Source organism: Arcobacter sp. CECT 8983 (genome assembly GCF_004118855.1).
Taxonomy (GTDB): Bacteria; Campylobacterota; Campylobacteria; order Campylobacterales; family Arcobacteraceae; genus Halarcobacter.
The window spans coordinates 530,583-547,074 of sequence record NZ_PDKF01000004.1 but is presented as its reverse complement, the minus strand read 5'-3'; the positions used below and the strand labels follow the sequence as shown (position 1 = coordinate 547,074).

16 protein-coding genes are annotated in these 16,492 nt (G+C 27.1%); 1 reads left to right on the top strand and 15 read right to left on the bottom strand.

What is annotated here, in order from left to right:
- Positions 1-18: 18 nt before the first annotated feature.
- The 4 genes from CRV01_RS05570 to rpmB form a co-directional block, all read right to left on the bottom strand.
- Positions 19-240 (bottom strand): YdcH family protein, encoded by a 222-nt coding sequence (locus tag CRV01_RS05570; RefSeq protein ID WP_129007243.1) that lies wholly within the window; start codon positions 238-240, stop codon positions 19-21.
- A gap of 64 nt (positions 241-304) precedes the next feature.
- Positions 305-1,486 (bottom strand): bifunctional glutamate N-acetyltransferase/amino-acid acetyltransferase ArgJ, encoded by a 1,182-nt coding sequence (gene argJ / locus CRV01_RS05565; RefSeq protein WP_129007242.1) that lies wholly within the window; start codon positions 1,484-1,486, stop codon positions 305-307.
- A gap of 16 nt (positions 1,487-1,502) precedes the next feature.
- On the bottom strand, positions 1,503-2,630 hold the full coding sequence (locus CRV01_RS05560) for a TrkA family potassium uptake protein (protein ID WP_129007241.1): 1,128 nt from the start codon (positions 2,628-2,630) through the stop codon (positions 1,503-1,505).
- 22 nt (positions 2,631-2,652) lie between these two features.
- Positions 2,653-2,841 carry a 50S ribosomal protein L28 gene (gene rpmB / locus CRV01_RS05555; RefSeq protein ID WP_129007240.1) on the bottom strand — a complete coding sequence of 63 codons (189 nt, stop codon included), beginning with the start codon at positions 2,839-2,841 and terminating at the stop codon, positions 2,653-2,655.
- 142 nt (positions 2,842-2,983) lie between these two features.
- Between rpmB and CRV01_RS05550 the strand changes: the two genes are divergently transcribed.
- A complete protein-coding gene (locus CRV01_RS05550; protein ID WP_129007239.1) occupies positions 2,984-3,787 on the top strand; it encodes a DNA ligase in 804 nt (267 codons plus the stop codon).
- Here the strand turns inward: CRV01_RS05550 and CRV01_RS05545 are convergent, their stop codons facing one another.
- The 11 genes from CRV01_RS05545 to CRV01_RS05495 all read right to left on the bottom strand — a co-directional run bounded on the left by CRV01_RS05545 (position 3,788) and on the right by CRV01_RS05495 (position 16,478).
- Positions 3,788-4,663 carry a glycosyltransferase gene (locus CRV01_RS05545; RefSeq protein ID WP_258238322.1) on the bottom strand — a complete coding sequence of 292 codons (876 nt, stop codon included), beginning with the start codon at positions 4,661-4,663 and terminating at the stop codon, positions 3,788-3,790. It lies immediately after the preceding gene.
- Positions 4,650-5,216: a D-sedoheptulose 7-phosphate isomerase gene (gmhA, locus tag CRV01_RS05540; protein WP_129007237.1), complete on the bottom strand. Its 567-nt coding sequence runs from the start codon at positions 5,214-5,216 to the stop codon at positions 4,650-4,652. The genes CRV01_RS05545 and gmhA overlap by 14 nt, the downstream gene beginning before the upstream one ends.
- Position 5,217: 1 nt before the next feature.
- Positions 5,218-6,657: a D-glycero-beta-D-manno-heptose-7-phosphate kinase gene (gene rfaE1 / locus CRV01_RS05535; protein WP_375234256.1), complete on the bottom strand. Its 1,440-nt coding sequence runs from the start codon at positions 6,655-6,657 to the stop codon at positions 5,218-5,220.
- 3 nt (positions 6,658-6,660) lie between these two features.
- Positions 6,661-7,674: an ADP-glyceromanno-heptose 6-epimerase gene (gene rfaD, locus CRV01_RS05530; RefSeq protein ID WP_129007236.1), complete on the bottom strand. Its 1,014-nt coding sequence runs from the start codon at positions 7,672-7,674 to the stop codon at positions 6,661-6,663.
- Positions 7,675-7,736: 62 nt separating this feature from the next.
- The gene (locus CRV01_RS05525; RefSeq protein WP_375234260.1) at positions 7,737-9,329 is read right to left on the bottom strand and encodes a polysaccharide biosynthesis protein; all 1,593 of its coding nucleotides are present in this window, start codon (positions 9,327-9,329) and stop codon (positions 7,737-7,739) included.
- Between the two features lie 134 nt (positions 9,330-9,463).
- Positions 9,464-10,426: a glycosyltransferase family 4 protein gene (locus tag CRV01_RS05520; protein WP_129007234.1), complete on the bottom strand. Its 963-nt coding sequence runs from the start codon at positions 10,424-10,426 to the stop codon at positions 9,464-9,466.
- Positions 10,423-11,283, bottom strand: a complete 861-nt coding sequence (locus tag CRV01_RS05515; protein ID WP_129007233.1) for an NAD-dependent epimerase/dehydratase family protein — start codon at positions 11,281-11,283, stop codon at positions 10,423-10,425. The genes CRV01_RS05520 and CRV01_RS05515 overlap by 4 nt, the downstream gene beginning before the upstream one ends.
- Positions 11,280-12,395: a glycosyltransferase family 4 protein gene (locus CRV01_RS05510; protein ID WP_258238321.1), complete on the bottom strand. Its 1,116-nt coding sequence runs from the start codon at positions 12,393-12,395 to the stop codon at positions 11,280-11,282. Before CRV01_RS05510 ends, CRV01_RS05515 begins: the two co-directional genes overlap by 4 nt.
- Entirely contained in the window at positions 12,388-14,286 is a 1,899-nt protein-coding gene (gene asnB, locus CRV01_RS05505; RefSeq protein WP_129007232.1) for an asparagine synthase (glutamine-hydrolyzing), read from the bottom strand. Before asnB ends, CRV01_RS05510 begins: the two co-directional genes overlap by 8 nt.
- 22 nt (positions 14,287-14,308) lie before the next feature.
- The gene (locus tag CRV01_RS05500; protein ID WP_129007231.1) at positions 14,309-15,469 is read right to left on the bottom strand and encodes a glycosyltransferase; all 1,161 of its coding nucleotides are present in this window, start codon (positions 15,467-15,469) and stop codon (positions 14,309-14,311) included.
- Positions 15,444-16,478, bottom strand: coding sequence for a hypothetical protein (locus CRV01_RS05495; RefSeq protein WP_129007230.1), 1,035 nt, complete (start codon positions 16,476-16,478; stop codon positions 15,444-15,446). The genes CRV01_RS05500 and CRV01_RS05495 overlap by 26 nt, the downstream gene beginning before the upstream one ends.
- Positions 16,479-16,492: the final 14 nt, after the last annotated feature.

Sequence of the window (16,492 nt, the reverse complement as noted above, 5' to 3'; positions counted from 1 at the left end):
ATAAAATAATCTATAAAATTATAGATTGTTCTCTTTTTTGTAATTTACAATAATATTATAAATTTCATCTTTTAGTTTTAATTTTTCTTTTTTCTTTTTTTCAATTTCAAATTGATCAGCAAGGTTTTTTTCCATTTCTTGAATTTCTTCATCTAATTCATTGTGTTTTTCAAACACTTTAATAAAGTGTGCATCACTTTGTTTTAATTCAGTTATTTCTTCTCTAAATTCATGGAACATTTTCAATCCTTAATATTAATGTATTAAATTATTATAACAGTATAGCACTTAATTATATTTAAATTTAACTTCTATAATCAGCATTAATTTCAACATATTTGTAACCTAAATCACACCCATATGCAGTAAACTTACCTTCACCTAATCCAATATCACATAAAATCTTAAATTCACAGTTTTTAAGTACTTCTGCTGCTTTTGCTTCACATACTTCATCAAATAAAATAACACCATTTTCATAAACTTTTACGTCATTATATGAAATAGTTAATTTAGTTTCATCACACTCAATTTGACTTGCACCAATAGTTGATGCAATTCTTCCAAAGTTTGGATCTTCTCCAAAAAGTGCAGTTTTTACTAAAAGTGAGTTTGATAATGCTTTTGCAGCAGTTTCAGCTTCTTCATCATTTTTTGCTCCTACTACTTCAAAAGCAACTGCTTTTTTAGCACCTTCCCCATCTGCAACCATTAACATTGCTAGATCATGCATTACAAGTTTTAAAACCTCTTTAAATGCTTCTTTGTCATAAGATAAAGATTTTTTATTAGACATTAAAAGAACTGTATCATTTGTAGAAGTATCACCATCAACTGATATTGCATTAAAAGTAGTATGAGAAGCTTCTTCTAAAAGTTCTTTCATATCTTCTTTTGGAATGGCTGCATCAGTACAAATAAAACAAAGCATTGTTGCAAGATTTGGATTTATCATTCCTGCACCCTTTGCTACTGCACCTATTTTAAATGACTTTTCTTCATCAATTTTTACTTCATACATGCAAGTTTTAGGATAAGCATCTGTTGTCATAATAGCTTCTGAAAGATTTTGCCCACTTTTTGAACTTAAATCAAAAGAGTTAGCTCCTACAATAATTTTCTCTTTTGGAAGAGGATTTCCTATAACCCCAGTTGAACTCATAATTGGATTTACAATTTTGTGATTTATAGAAGAAAAAATTTCATTTATATCATCAATTCCTTTTTGTCCTGTCATTGCATTTGCATTTTTAGAATTGATAAGTACAAAATTTGACTGAAAACCTTTTTCATACATTTGATAATGCTTAAGTGGAGCTGCTTGAAATTTATTTTTAGTAAAAACTGCTTCCACATCACAAAGAGTATCAGAATAAATAAAACCTAAGTCTTTATTTCCATTTGGTTTTAATCCTGCATGAATACCATCACAGTAAAAACCATCAATTTGGTCTATATAACCTTTTATTGGTAAGATTGTAAACATTAATCATCCTTTTATTTTATAAGTCGTCTGGTTTTTCTTCTAAAGAGATAATTCTTTTTGCTTTTGAGATTGCTTTTTGATTCCCTACTAAAAGTAATTTTGATTCTGATGTAATTATAGTAGACCCCTTTGGCATTTGGATAAATCTACCTTTTTTCTCTGTAATTCCAATAACAGATACTTTGATTTTATCCCTTAATCTTAAATCTTTAATCTCTCTATTTATTGCCCAAGAGTTTTCATTTACAAAAGCTTCTTCCATATCAATAGGAGTATCTCTTTTATATAAAAACTCTTCAAGTACATTTTCCATCTCTGGTCTAATTGCCATAGCAGAAACTCTTTTTGCCATAAGTGAAGGAGTTGCAACAACTTTATCAGCACCAAGTTTCATAAGTCTAATCTTTTCATTTTGTGTTTCTGCATTTGAAATGATTAAGAAAGGACTTCGTCCTAACTCTTTTTCATATAATCTAACAGAAGCAATCAAAGTAATATTGTTTGAAATATTCTTTGATAATGAAATAACTCCCTTTGCTGAACTTAAGTGTGATTTTAAAAATGCATCTTCTTTGTATGGTTCTTCTTTTACAAAGTATGGATAGTTGCACTCTTTTGCGATATCTTCAATTTCATCACTTGGGTCAACAACAACAAATGGGATATGGTTTTCATTAAACTGTCTTGCTAACTGAGCAGTATATTCATTGTGATAAAAAATCACAAAATGTCTTCTTAGCCTTGCAATTTTGTAAAGCATATTTCTTTCCTTTATTAACTTAAAAAGAGTACCGTTTGATATCGTGCTAATTAAAATACCCACTGAAAAAGTAAGTACAGCAAATCCTGCTAACATAAGTGTTACAGTAAAAACAATTCCTGCATTACTAAAGTTTTCTTCATTTAAGGAACCAAATCCAGTAGTTGTAAAAGTATAAGCTGATTGAAAAATAGCATGCATAATTGAATAATCTTCAATGTACACATAACCAAATGTACCAATCATCAAAATCATTTGTACTAAAATAAGAGGTAGTCTAAAAGGTTTAAGTTGAGAATATATGACTGGATTTAAGTCATATTCTGGTTTAGCTGAACGTATCTCCCAGCCAAGAGCTTTTTTTATTCGTTTAAAAATGCTCATGAAAGCACTTTACATGTGCTTTCTATGAGTTCTTTTTAAGAGTTCTTAACTCTTTAGCTGAAATTTTGATTTTTCTAGTTGTACCATCTTCTAAAGTAACTCTTACAGTTCTTAAGTTCGGTAAAAATCTTCTTTTTGTTTTGTTATTTGCGTGACTCACGTTGTTTCCAACCATAGGTCCTTTTCCTGATACAGCGCATCTTCTTGACATTTTCTTTCCTTAATTTTTTTTAGTGAAAAATATTCGCGTATTATACCCTTTTGTTCTTAAGTTTGGTTTAAACAATACTTTAATCTTTAATTTTTTTTAAAGGCATATAATTATAATATTTTTTATTATTTAAAGGTTTAGCATGAACAAATTATTTTTAATACTAATATTAAATAGTTTTATTTTTGGCCTTGATTTACAAAAGGCAAAAAAATATGAACAACATGATAACATAAAAAATTGGGTAATGAGTGAAAAACTTGATGGAATAAGAGCTTACTGGAACACAAAAGAGCTTTTAACAAGAAAAGGAAATAAAATCCATGCTCCTAAATGGTTTATAAAAAACTTACCTGATTTTGAACTTGATGGAGAGTTGTGGACAAAAAGAGATGATTTTGAAAATATCCAAAGTATCGTAATGGATAAAAAACCATCAAAGAAATGGAAGGAAATAACATATAATATATTTGAAGTACCACATCAAAAAGGAGATTTCCTTTCAAGATTACAGTTGGTACAAAAATATATAGAAAAAGAGAAACTGCAACATATAAAAGTAATCAAACAAATTAAAATAAAAGATAAAACTCATTTAAAAAAATTTATGGAAGAAGTTACAAATAAAAAAGGTGAAGGTGTAATAGTAAAAAATCCTACTTTGAACTATTTTTGTGGAAGAAGTTCAAATATACTAAAAGTAAAAAACTTTTCAGATATGGAAGGAGAAGTTATAGGTATAAACATGTCTAAAAAAACAGGAGTGCTTAAAAGTTTAAAAGTAAAATTAGAAAATGGAACAACATTTAATCTAGGAACTGGTTTTACAAAAGTACAAAGAGAAAAATCTTTTAAAGTAGGAACAATAGTTAGTTTTAAATATTATGGTTTTACTAAAAATGGCAAACCGAAGTTTGCTTCATTTTTAAGAGTTAGAAAGGATTGATTATAAAGTAGAAATACTTTTTTCAACTTTTATTAAAGCATTAGCTAAAGAGTACTCTTTGGCTATTTTTCTATTTTGTTTTTTTATTAGTTTTAAATCATTTTTATTTTGAAGTAAAGCTTCTACTTTAAACTGCATACTTCTATCATCTGGACTTTCCATCATAGAGAAAATATCAACTAACTCTTTTGCAGGATTTGACGCAGTTACAAAAACAGCACACTTACAATACATTGCTTTTAAGATGTTTGAAGCAAAGTTCTTACTATATGTAGGTAAGATAAAAATATCACTTGCTAAGAAAAGGTCATCTTTATTTGCATAATCTTCTAATAAAAGAATCTTATCTTCTACATTTATTTTTGATAATTGAAATCTTAAGTTTGTGATTTGCTTTTTATCACCTTCTATTACTGCTATGTAATTTTCACTACTTAATTGTAAAACAATAGAAATAAACTCTTTTACACCTGAAGTTTTGAAATTCTTAGCTGTAAAAAAAACAATCTTCTTTTTAGGGTCAATATTTTGTTTTTCACAAAAAGCTAATTTAACTTCTTTTGGTTTTTTATACTCAACATTTACACTTGGATATAAAACTTCTACCTTATCAAGATTTTCTTGAAATTTTTTAAGTAATTCATGGTGCACAGTTTGAGAGTTTACAAAAACTTTTTTTGCTTTTTTAATATTTTCTAAGGATTGTTCATCCAAATTTCCACTATGAAAATAGATATCTGCAAACTCTTTCTTTCCAAAAAGTTTTGAAAAGAAAGATGGCTTTTTTACTTCTTTTATATTTTCTTTTTCAAGAAGTTTACTTATAAGAGAATTTCTTGTCTTATAGTTTATAGTAAGCATTTTATGATAACTCATTATCTATTATTTGGCAAATTGTATGACCAAAAAGAATATGCATCTCTTGGATTCTTGGAGTATCATTTGAAGGAACAATTAAATTTACATCACAATAATCGTTCATAGCTCCCCCATCACGTCCTGACATACCAACAATTTTGCAACCAATTTCTTGCCCTACTTTAAAGGCATTTATAACATTTTTAGAGTTTCCAGAAGTAGAAATACCAAAAAGTAAATCCCCTTTTTGAGCTAGTGCTTCAACTTGTCTATCAAAAACTCTATCATAACCATAGTCATTTCCAATAGCAGTTAAAGCTGAAGTATCAGTTGTAAGAGCAATACCAGGAAGTCCACGTCTTTCTGTTTTGTATCTTCCAGATAATTCTGCTGCAATATGTTGTGCGTCTGCTGCACTTCCACCATTTCCAAAGAATAATACTTTATTTCCATTTTTAAGTGTTTCAACTATTAAGGCTGCAGCTTTTTGTAATGGTTCAACCATAGTTTCTTTAACTTTTAAAATAGTTTCTAAATGAGCTTCAAATTCATTTTCAATAACAGTTTTCATTCTAATTTGCCCCTTGAATTTTTTCTATTGTTTTTGTAGTACTTTTTCCATCAACAAATTCAACAAGTTTTGTTTGTTTTGCAATATCACTTCCTACTACTTCTTTACCTTCATAATCTGCGCCTTTAACTAAAATATCAGGCTCTACTACTTTTATAAGATCATAAGGAGTATCTTCATCAAAGATAACAACATAATCAATACACTCTAAAGCAGATAAAATATATGCTCTATCTTCTTCATTATTTATTGGTCTATTTTCACCTTTAAGTCTTTTCACACTAGCATCTGAGTTAAGTCCTAAAATTAAAACATCACCAAAAGATTTTGCTACATTTAAATAACTTACATGACCTCTGTGTAAAATATCAAAGCAACCATTTGTAAATACTACTTTTTTACCTTGAGCTTTTAATCTTGTAGATATCTTTGCTATATCTTCTTTTGATTTTATGTGAAGTTCAATTGAACTTTTATTTAAGCTTGTTTGATACTCTTCAATTTCATCTAAAGTAGCAGTTGCACTTCCAATTTTACTAACTACAACTCCAGCAGCTAAGTTTGCAAACTCTAAACAAGTCTCAATTTCACAATTTAAACTTAGAGCAAAACCTAATGAAGCAAGAACAGTATCTCCAGCACCTGTTACATCATAAACTTCCCTTGCAACTGTTGGTTTTACTATTACCTCATCATCTTTTAAAATAGCAATTCCATTTTCACTTAAAGTTATAAGAGAAACTCCAAGGTTTGCATCAGTTTTTAGTTTTTCAAGGGCTTTTTTTAAAGTATCATCATTTTCAATTTCTATACCAGAAGCTAATTGTGCTTCTTTTTTATTTGGAGTTAAAAGATATGCTCCATTATACTTTGAGAAGTCACTTCCTTTTGGGTCTACTAAAACTTTTTTATTATATTTATTTGCATAAGGAATAATTTTTTCTAGAAGTTCACGTGTTAACACTCCTTTATTATAATCAGATAATAAAATCGTATCATAGCTAGTAATTTTTTCTTGTAATTTATCAAAAATAGCTTTTACACTACTTGTTGAAATAGAGTTCTTACTCTCTTTGTCATATCTTACTACTTGAGAATGAGAAGCCATAAGTCTTGTTTTTCTTGAAGTTTTTCTTCCACTTTGCTCAACTAAAAAAGATTTTACTCCTTGTTTGTCAAGCATTGATTTTACTTCATGACCTGCTTCATCATTACCAATAACTGACATAACAGAAACTTCACTTCCAAGTGCTACAAGATTGCTTATAACATTTCCTGCTCCACCTAAAACCTTTGTCTCTTTTTTAATATCAACTACTTGTACAGGAGCTTCTGGAGAGATTCTATCACAAGTTCCCCAAAGATACTCATCAATCATCAAGTCACCAATTACTAATATTTTTGGCTGATAGTTTGAAGCTAGTTTTTGAATATTTTCCAATGATTAACCTTTTTTTACTTCTGTTTCAAACAGTCTTTTTATTTCTGGAAGGTATGCTTTAATTCCCTCTTCCATAGAAAAACTCGGCTCATAGTCTAGATTTTCTTTTGTAAATTCAATATTTGCTTCAGTGAAGAACTGATAAGAACCTACAAATGGATTTGGAATATACTCTTTGCCATTGTCAATTTCTAACTCTTTTTGTAAAATATTTACAATATCTTCAAAACTTCTTGCACATCCAGTACCTACATTATAAACACCACTTTGTTTTGCTGCACAAGCTTTTATATTTGCTTGCACTACATCTTCAATATAAATAAAGTCTCTTAAGATTTTATCACTACCTTCAAATAGTTTTGGTATTTGTCCATTTAAAATTTGGTGTCCAAATTGAACTACCATAGAAGCAGTTTTATTTTTAAAGAATTCTCTTGGACCATATACATTAAAATACTTTAGTCCTACAATTGAGATATCTACACCTTTTTTGATGTATTTGTATGAGATGTTATCCATCATAACTTTTGAGAATCCATATGCATTGTTTGGTTGTTCAAACCCTACTTCAAATCTATCGCTATCACCATATGTTGCAGCTGAACTTGCATAAATCATATTTGCACCGTGAGCAATTGCAATTTTTAATAAGTCTTCATATGCATTTACATTTGTTTGGACCATTAAGTCTTGTTCAGAAACTGTAGTGTCAGAGATTGCTGCTTGATGGAATATATAATCAAAGTTGAAGTTTATTTCAAGCTCTTTTAGTAATTTTTTGTCATTTATATCACCACTTATTACTTGTCCATTAAATCCTAAAAGGTTTTTAAAGTGTCCAAAGCTTTTTAAGTTTCCATTTGAAAAAGTCTCTCCACTTCTAAAGCAATCTAAGGCAATGATTTCTGCATCTGGATAGTTTTCTTGAAAGTAGAAGCACAAGCTTGAACCAATAAAACCTGCTGCTCCTGTGATAAGTATTGTTTTGTTATTAAAATTTATATTTGTATATTTCATAATAGTATTCTCTCTTTAATTTAAAAGATACTATTTTAGCAAAATTTTAATTAGATTCTAAATCAGTTTAATTTATGGTCAAACTCTGGTACTATCTCTTTTAGTTTGGCTATTTTATCTTCACAAACTAAAAGCTCTGCTATATCTTGATTTAGTTTCTTAATATCATATTTTGTAGGGCTTGCTACTGTGATTGATTCATATTGTGTTTTCATATCGCTATCATTGATTAAAAGCTCTTCATAAAGCTTTTCACCAGGTCTTAAACCGCAATACTCTATTTGAATCTCTTTTCTTCCACTTAATTCAATCATATTTTTAGCTAAATCTACAATCTTAATTGGTTCACCCATATCAAGAATAAATATCTCTCCACCTTTTCCTATACTAGCTGCTTGAAGTACAAGCTCACAAGCTTCTGGAATAAGCATAAAATATCTTGTAATATCAGGATGTGTTACAGTAATAGGACCACCTTTTTCAATTTGTGATTTAAACTTAGGAATGACACTTCCACTACTTCCTAAAACATTTCCAAATCTTACAGCTACTATTTCAGTGTTTTCTTCTGTATTTATATTCTGTGCATACAATTCACAAATACGCTTTGTAGTTCCCATAACATTTGTAGGTCGTACAGCTTTATCTGTAGAAATAAGGACAAATTTCTCAGCTTTGTACTTAATAGCAAGATCAATACAGTTTTTAGTTCCCATAATATTATTTGAAATACCTTCTAGTATATTTCCTTCTACAAGTGGGACATGCTTATAAGCTGCCGCATGAATAACAATTTCTGGCTTATACTTTTTAAAAGTTTCTTCTATAAAGCCAAAGTTTCTAACTGTTTGCATAACTGGAACTACCATTTCAGAGTTTAACTCATCAGTTATGCTGTAAAGATTAAACTCACTATGATCAACTAAAATAAGTTGCTTAGCTCCAAATTTTTTGCACTGCCTGCTAATCTCACTACCAATACTTCCACCAGCACCTGTAATAAGAACAACTTTGTCTTTAATAAAGTTTTCAATTCTTTGTTTATCTAAATCTTTTGGGTGCCTTGCTAGTAAATCCTCAACAGAGATGTCTTTTAACTGTGTTGAAAAGTCTTTGTCTCTTAGAATTTCTTCTAAAGAAGGAAGAATTTGTATCTCTGTAAAATACTCTTTTAACTCTTTATAAACAGAGTTGATTTGCTCTTGAGTTGCACTTGGCATAGCAATTACAAGAAGGTCGTACTTTTTACCTTTTTCTTTGAACTTTTCTTTTGATAAGATTCTTATTGCATCAATACTTCTACCTTGAATAATTTTGTCATCATCAATAAAATATCTTACTTTATATTTACTAGGTCTAAACTCTTCTTCAAGCTTCATACCAGCTTTTCCAGCACCGTAGATAACTACTCTTTTTGTCTTTTGAACTTTACTTCTATTTACTACAAAATAGTATGAGTACATTAAAAAGTTTACAGAAAAAACAAAAAGAAAAAGCTCTGAAGCAAGAAGTGCAAATCTAACTTCTCCATGAAAATATGGTGCATATAAAAAGAAAGGAGTTATATAAACTATACTTTTTAAAATAAATGTCTTTTGTGTTGCTTTACTCCAAGAAAGAGAAAAGTCTTTAAAAAGAATAAGTGATGAAACCATTCTTAAAACAATAACAGTTAAAACAACAAACCAATCAAATGACTTATGAAATATGAAAAAAGTCCAAGCAAAAGAAAAGATAGTAAGAGTAATAATAACTAAAAAATTTAGAATTCGTTTATCAATGTGGAACATTATTTAAAGGCCTTTTTTGAATCAATAAATTTCATTATACTATATAATAATATTAAAGATAATAAAAAAGATATGAAAATATTAGAAATGTAATATACTAAAACAAAAAGTATTAAATTAACACATATAGAATAGTTTGTAACTTTATAATGGCTCCAGCCAGCTTGAGTAAGTCTTTGATATGCATGTTTTTTATGGGCTTGACTTAATCTTTCACCATTTAATTTTCTTCTTATTAAAGTAATTGTTGCATCAAACCAAAAAAGAGAAAACAATACAATCCATAACCAAAAATTTGTAGGTTCAAAGTTTGAATAATATAGAGTAAAAATTGCTATATTATATCCTAAAAGAGTACTTCCCACATCTCCCATAAAAATTTTAGCCTTATTAAAATTCCAAAATAAAAATCCTAAAACAGATATTCCTAAAACAATAAATACATTATCAGAAAAAATTAAAAAACCTGCCATACTTAAAAATACAAACTCGCTACCTACATATCCATTTATACCATCAATAAAATTTGTTAGATTTATAAACCAAATTATAAGCAAGAATGCAAAAATATTTGTAATAATAGAATTTGAAATATCAAATAGTCCAAAAGTCAAACTTCCAAAACCATCTAAAAAATAAAGACCTAAAATAGCAACCAAAGCTTGAACTATGAGTCTTAACTTAGGGCTTAACTCATATAAATCATCAAGAAAGCTAACAACACTTATGATAAATCCTACTAACAGAGCATAAAAAAGATTTGTTTCTATTTGAGAAGTAAAGTATAAATAAAATAAGCCAATAAACCATGTAATAGCTATAGCTATACCCCCACCATGAGGAGTAGGTATAGTATGAGAACTTCTTTCATTTACTTGAGCAACTAATGATTTTTTTATCGCATAATTTTTTATAAAATATGTAAGAAAAAAAGATATTAATAATAAAATTATATAAATCAAACTTCTTCTCCTTTTATCATAAGCGCTATACCTTCATCTACAGTATATGGATTTTTTAAATTAAGCTTTTCTTTTGTAATACTATTATCAACCTCTAAACTTCCATAAAGTCTTTTATGAAATGATGGTTTAAGTGATTTTAATAAATTCTCAAAAAAAGGAACTTTTATTAGATAAAGTTTTTTATCTAAACTTTTAGCTATTAACTCAATAAGTTTTGTTGTACTAAGAGGTTTATCATCACTTGCTAGAAAAATTCCAGATTTTTGTTGTTTTATTACCTCATCAACTAAATGACATAGATTTCCTATATATACCATACTTCTTTTATTTTCTATTTTTGCAAAAGGCAATAATGAAATTTTGTTTACTAAATTTACAAGTGATTTTATATTTGCTTTAACGCCATACCCATAAACTATCGGAGTTCTTATAATACTTATTTTAAAGTTCTTGTTTTCTAGTTTTTTTAACTCTATTTCTGCTTTTAATTTACTTTTTCCATATTGATCTTCTGGTTGACAAATAGTGTTTTCAGTATAAGAACCATCTGCCTCCTCACCATATACTTTTACAGTACTCATAAAAATAAAATGTTTTACACCAAACTGTTTTGCCTTATTTGCAAGTTCAAATGTTTGTGTAACATTTATTTTTTCATATTCTTCACAACTAGCTCCACCCATCTGGTGAACTAAAGCAGATAGATGTACAACTACATCTATATTATTATAATCCAAAGAATTAATATCACTATTTCTAAAACTAAAAGTTTTTATATCATACTTTTTTTTATAATTATTTATAAAGTAGCTTCCAATAAAACCTGATGAGCCTGTTATTATTAACTTATTCACTTCAATATGCCTTCGATAGATTCTAAGTATTTATTTATTACTATATTTTCATCAAATTCATTTACTATCTTTTTTCTTCCTGCTTTTCCCATAATATTTCTTTGTTCATCTGTTAAATTTAACATTATTTCCATTTTAGCAGCTAAATCTTTAGCATCTTTAACTTCACATAAAAAACCATTAATTCCATCATCTACTACATCTCTACATCCTACATTATTAGTTGTAATAATAGGCATTCCCATACTTGCAGCTTCTAAAAGTATTCTAGGTGTGCCTTCTCTATAAAATGATGGTAATACAATACAATCTGCTTTAGCTATTTCTATTCTCACATCATCACTACTACCTAAATAATTTACATATCCTTCATTTACCCATATATTCATTTGTTCTTTTGATATTGATGTTGGACTTTTCATATCAAGATGACCTAAAAGTTGAAACTCCACATTTGAATATTTTTGTTGAATTATTCTTGCAGCTTCTATAAACTCTTTTATACCTTTTGCCCAAAGCATCCTAGATATAAGTAAAAATCTAAATTTTCCATCATGCTTTTTTTCTACTGGTTGAAACTTATCTAGATCTACACCACTTCCTGGTAAAACATCACATTTTTCTTTTTGCACTAGTTTTTCATTTACAAACATTTTAAAATCATCATAATTTTGAAAAAATATTTTTGTAGCTTTTTTTTGTGAAAATTTATAAAGCCATTTTGCTACTTTTGTCACTATATTTTGATTAATAAAGAGTGTACCAAGTCCCGCAATATTATTTATTGTTGGTATTTTTAAAATATTTGCAGCTATTGTTCCATATATATTTGGCTTAATAGTATATTGCAAGATAATATCAGGCTTTAATTTTTTATATATTTTATAGTATTTATATATAGATTTAAAATCCTCAATAGGATTTGTACCCTTTGTATTTATATCTATATCTATATATTCAAAATATTCTTTTATATTTTCACTATATTTATCATATGGACAAATAAATGTAATATCATAACCTTGTTTTTGAAAATAAAAAGCAAGATTTGCTCTCATATTCCAGGCATACCAAGAGTTATTTACTGATATTGCTATTTTTTTCTTAATCAAGCCATTTTTCCTTCCACATTTGATACATCAAAATGAGCCATATTTGAGTACCTAAATTTTTTCCATTATAAAATTGCTCTTTAATCTTCATGATTTCAGATATATCAAATATTTTATCATCTAATTTATTTATACATATATACTTATCAACCATTGTTCTAAGTTCATCTCTTAGCCAATCATTTAAAGGTATAGTAAATCCAGACTTTGGTTTATCCACCAAATTCTTTGGAAGATACTTATAAAGAATTTGCCTAAGTAGATATTTACCTTGATTATTTTTATATTTTATATTTAAAGGAACTCTTGCCATATACTCTATAATTCTATGGTCAAGTAAGGGTTCTCTTCCTTCTAAACTTACACTCATAGTAGCACGGTCAACTTTAGTAAGAACATCATCATTCATAAAAAGTTTATAATCAATAGCCATCATCTGATTTAAAAACTCAATATTTCCTATATTTTGCCATTTTTTAAATAATTTCTCATTTTTACTTATAGATAAAAACTTCTTTATTTCTTTCTTATTTACATAACTACTTGCATTTTCAAACATCTCTTCCAAACTATCACTATTTATAGCTCTTTTAAATTTATTATATTTATCTTTAATATTTGTTTGTTTTAGATTTTTAGGCAGTTTTTCATTTATATATTCAATACTATTTGAATTAATTAAATTTAAACCAGTTTTTAAAACTTCTCTTTTAAAGCTATTTGAAAATATATTTTGAAACTTATTTAAAAAAAAGTATTTACTATATCCACAAAAAGCTTCATCTCCTCCATCAGCACTTAATGCAACTGTTACACTTTGTCTTGCCATTTTTGATACTATCATAGTAGGTAGTGCCGAACTATCACCAAATGGTTCATCATAATAAAATGGCAGTTTTTCTACCAAATTTAACATATCACTATTTTTCATATAATATTCAGTGTGATTTGTAGCAAGATACTCAGCTATAGTTTTAGCATGTTTTGCTTCATTATATTTTTCATCATCAAAACCTATAGTAAAAGTATTTATCTTTTTACCTTGTTTTTTTGCAAGTATTGAAGCCACTAAAGAACTATCATAACCACCACTTAAAAACACTCCTACAGGTACATCTGATACCATTCTAAGATTAATAGCATCATCAAGAATATTTTCTATATCTTCTATTATTTGATCTTCTTCTTTATTGATTTTTTCTTTTAAATAAAAATCATTTACATACCAATACTTAGTGATTTTAAATTCTAAATTATCAATTTTCAATTCTAGATAATGCCCAGCTTCTAGCTTGAAACAATTTTTAAATATAGTATATGGAGCAGGTATATATCCAAATTGAAAAAAATAGGGTAACACTTCTAGGTTCTGCTCTTTTTTAAATTTAGGATGTTTATGAAATGATTTAATTTCAGATGAAAAAATAAACTCATTTTCATGTATATAGTAATAAAGTGGTTTTACACCAGCTCTATCTCGAACTAAGAATAACTTATTTTGAAGTTTATCTAAAATAGAAAAAGCAAACATTCCTATAAATTTATCAATACATTTTATACCCCACTGCTTATAACTATAAAGCATAACTTCTGTATCACTATTTGAGATAAATTTATATCCTAAATTTTTAAGTTCAATTTTAATAGTTTTAAAATTATAAACTTCTCCATTGAAAACAATCACATAATTTTTACAATCACTTATAAAAGGCTGATGTCCATGTGAAGTCAAATCTTGAATGGAAAGTCGATTATGTCCGAAATGAACTCCACTTTTTCCATCAAAAAAAGTTCCACTATCATCTGGTCCACGATATGATTGAATTTCAAGCATATCATTTATAACATCAATATTTTCTTCTTTATCTAAAAACCCTACTATTCCACACATTATAAAATACCAAATTGTTGCTTCATTTACTAATCCTTAAAACATTTTTATATTGTTCAACTATTTGATTAACAGAAAAGTCATTTGATCTTTTTTGTGCTTTCTCAATAAAAGTTTTCATTAATTTCTCATCATTAAATAAAAAATCAATAGCTTTAACCATTTCTAGAATATTACTTTTGGGATATAAAATTCCATACTCAGCTATTTCAAATTTTTCTTTTTCTTGATACTTAATATTAGTATTTGGAGCTAAGATCTCTCTAGGTCCACTTATACAATCACTAGATATTACTACAGTACCACAAATCATAGACTCTACTAAAACATTAGGAAATCCCTCACCATCATCTGAACTTAATATAAATATATCAGACCTAAATATAAATTTGTAAGGATTTTTTACTCTTCCTAAAAAATGAACTCGTTCATAAATATTTAAATTCTTAGCCAATAATTCTAAATTTTTTTTATTTGGTCCATCACCTATCAAAATTAATTCTACATTATCATCTAACTTAGATAAAGCTTTAATTATGTAGTCTTGTCTTTTAAAAGTTTCAAATCTTCCTATTGAAATTAAATATTTTTTTTCTTTATTGAATTTAAATTCTTCTATTGATTCATGTTTTAAATTATTAATCAATGAAATATCATATGGATTATTTATAATTGTTTTTGAATTTCTAAAATTAAATAACTTTTGCATATCATTTTGCATACCTTCTGCTTTAGAAATTATCAAATCTGCTCTTTTGTATAAATTTTTAATTAAAAATAAGTTAACTTTTCCACTTAGTCCTTCTTCAAAATATCTAGAGATCGCTCCAACATTAACTATTTGAGCAATATGATTAGAGCCAAATAATTTTGCTAAAAGATTTACATAATTTGCACGATAAACATGACTTTGAATTAAATTAATATTATTCTTATCTATATAGTTTTTTAATTTAAATGCTAAATATGGTAGTTCAAATAACTTTCTTAATCCACTTTTATTAGCAGTATGATTTAAAAATGTTAATTTTGCCCCTTTAGGTAATTCATAAAAGATATTGGATTCTAAACATATTAATTCTACATCAAAACCATCTTTTATTAATTTTGAAATAATTACAGTCATAACTTTTTCTGCTCCACCCGAAGCAAGAGAATTAATAAGAAAAACTACTTTTTTCAACTTGATACCTTAATTTAATTTTTTGATATATATAAAATAATAACACAACTAAAAATCCATAGAAGTTTTCTCTATATCTTATTGCACTACCAGGATTTAGTACTCCAAAAGGATAGTGTACAAAAAGCAACCAGACAACAGCCATAAGTAATATACTAAAATAAAATATATTTATTCTTTTAATATTCACTACTAAAATAAAAGCTTTAAATAAAAAATAAGAAAAAAAAGAAAAAATAATAAAACTTTCTATAAATGCAAAAGATTGTATTGGTTTTTCCAATATTTCAGAGAAAGTTGGACCCCAAAAACCTATAAACATGCCATAAGGAGCGTTTATAAATACATCATAATCATTTACCCATATATTATTTTCTCTTGTACTTCCTCCATCTAAACTGAAATGATTAGGAAGTTTAAAAGATATTTCATTAATTAAATCTCTAAAATAATATAAAAAGAATATAGCAATAATAATATGAATTAATAATAATGCTAATTTTCCATTGCCCTTTAAATTAAAAAAATTGGATAATTTTATATATACCCAAATTGATAATATTGCACTTAAATATTGTACTTTGAAAACAAAAAGTAAATATAATGCAAAATATTCTATTAGTTTTATTTTTCTATTCTTATTTTCCATCAAATCTATAAAATACCCTAATATTACACCCATATAAAAAACACCTATTGATTCTTTTGAAACAATTGATGTCCAAATACCAAAAGAAGGGAAAGACAATAAGACTAATACAATAAATAAATCCTTATTTGATAACTTTAATCTTGACACAGAATAATAAATACCATAAAAAGATAATAACAAAAAAGGAAAATGAGTTAAAGGTTCTCCAAAAATTGAAGTTGATAATAACCCAAGTAAGCTCATCATGGAAGTAGAGAAATACCAAAAATTATCATAATCTAATTTTAGTCCATATATATAAGTATAAGTATCTCCCAATGTAGTAATATTACCATATACATAAATAGCTAAAAACATGTAAGCTATTTTTA

Coding starts and splice junctions, on each gene's coding strand:
- CRV01_RS05570 (WP_129007243.1), bottom strand. CDS start 240: ATGTTCCATGAATTTAGAGAAGAAATAACTGAATTAAAACAAAGTGAT.
- argJ (WP_129007242.1), bottom strand. CDS start 1,486: ATGTTTACAATCTTACCAATAAAAGGTTATATAGACCAAATTGATGGT.
- CRV01_RS05560 (WP_129007241.1), bottom strand. CDS start 2,630: ATGAGCATTTTTAAACGAATAAAAAAAGCTCTTGGCTGGGAGATACGT.
- rpmB (WP_129007240.1), bottom strand. CDS start 2,841: ATGTCAAGAAGATGCGCTGTATCAGGAAAAGGACCTATGGTTGGAAAC.
- CRV01_RS05550 (WP_129007239.1), top strand. CDS start 2,984: ATGAACAAATTATTTTTAATACTAATATTAAATAGTTTTATTTTTGGC.
- CRV01_RS05545 (WP_258238322.1), bottom strand. CDS start 4,663: ATGAGTTATCATAAAATGCTTACTATAAACTATAAGACAAGAAATTCT.
- gmhA (WP_129007237.1), bottom strand. CDS start 5,216: ATGAAAACTGTTATTGAAAATGAATTTGAAGCTCATTTAGAAACTATT.
- rfaD (WP_129007236.1), bottom strand. CDS start 7,674: ATGAAATATACAAATATAAATTTTAATAACAAAACAATACTTATCACA.
- CRV01_RS05525 (WP_375234260.1), bottom strand. CDS start 9,329: ATGGTTTCATCACTTATTCTTTTTAAAGACTTTTCTCTTTCTTGGAGT.
- asnB (WP_129007232.1), bottom strand. CDS start 14,286: ATGTGTGGAATAGTAGGGTTTTTAGATAAAGAAGAAAATATTGATGTT.
- CRV01_RS05495 (WP_129007230.1), bottom strand. CDS start 16,478: ATGTTTTTAGCTATTTATGTATATGGTAATATTACTACATTGGGAGAT.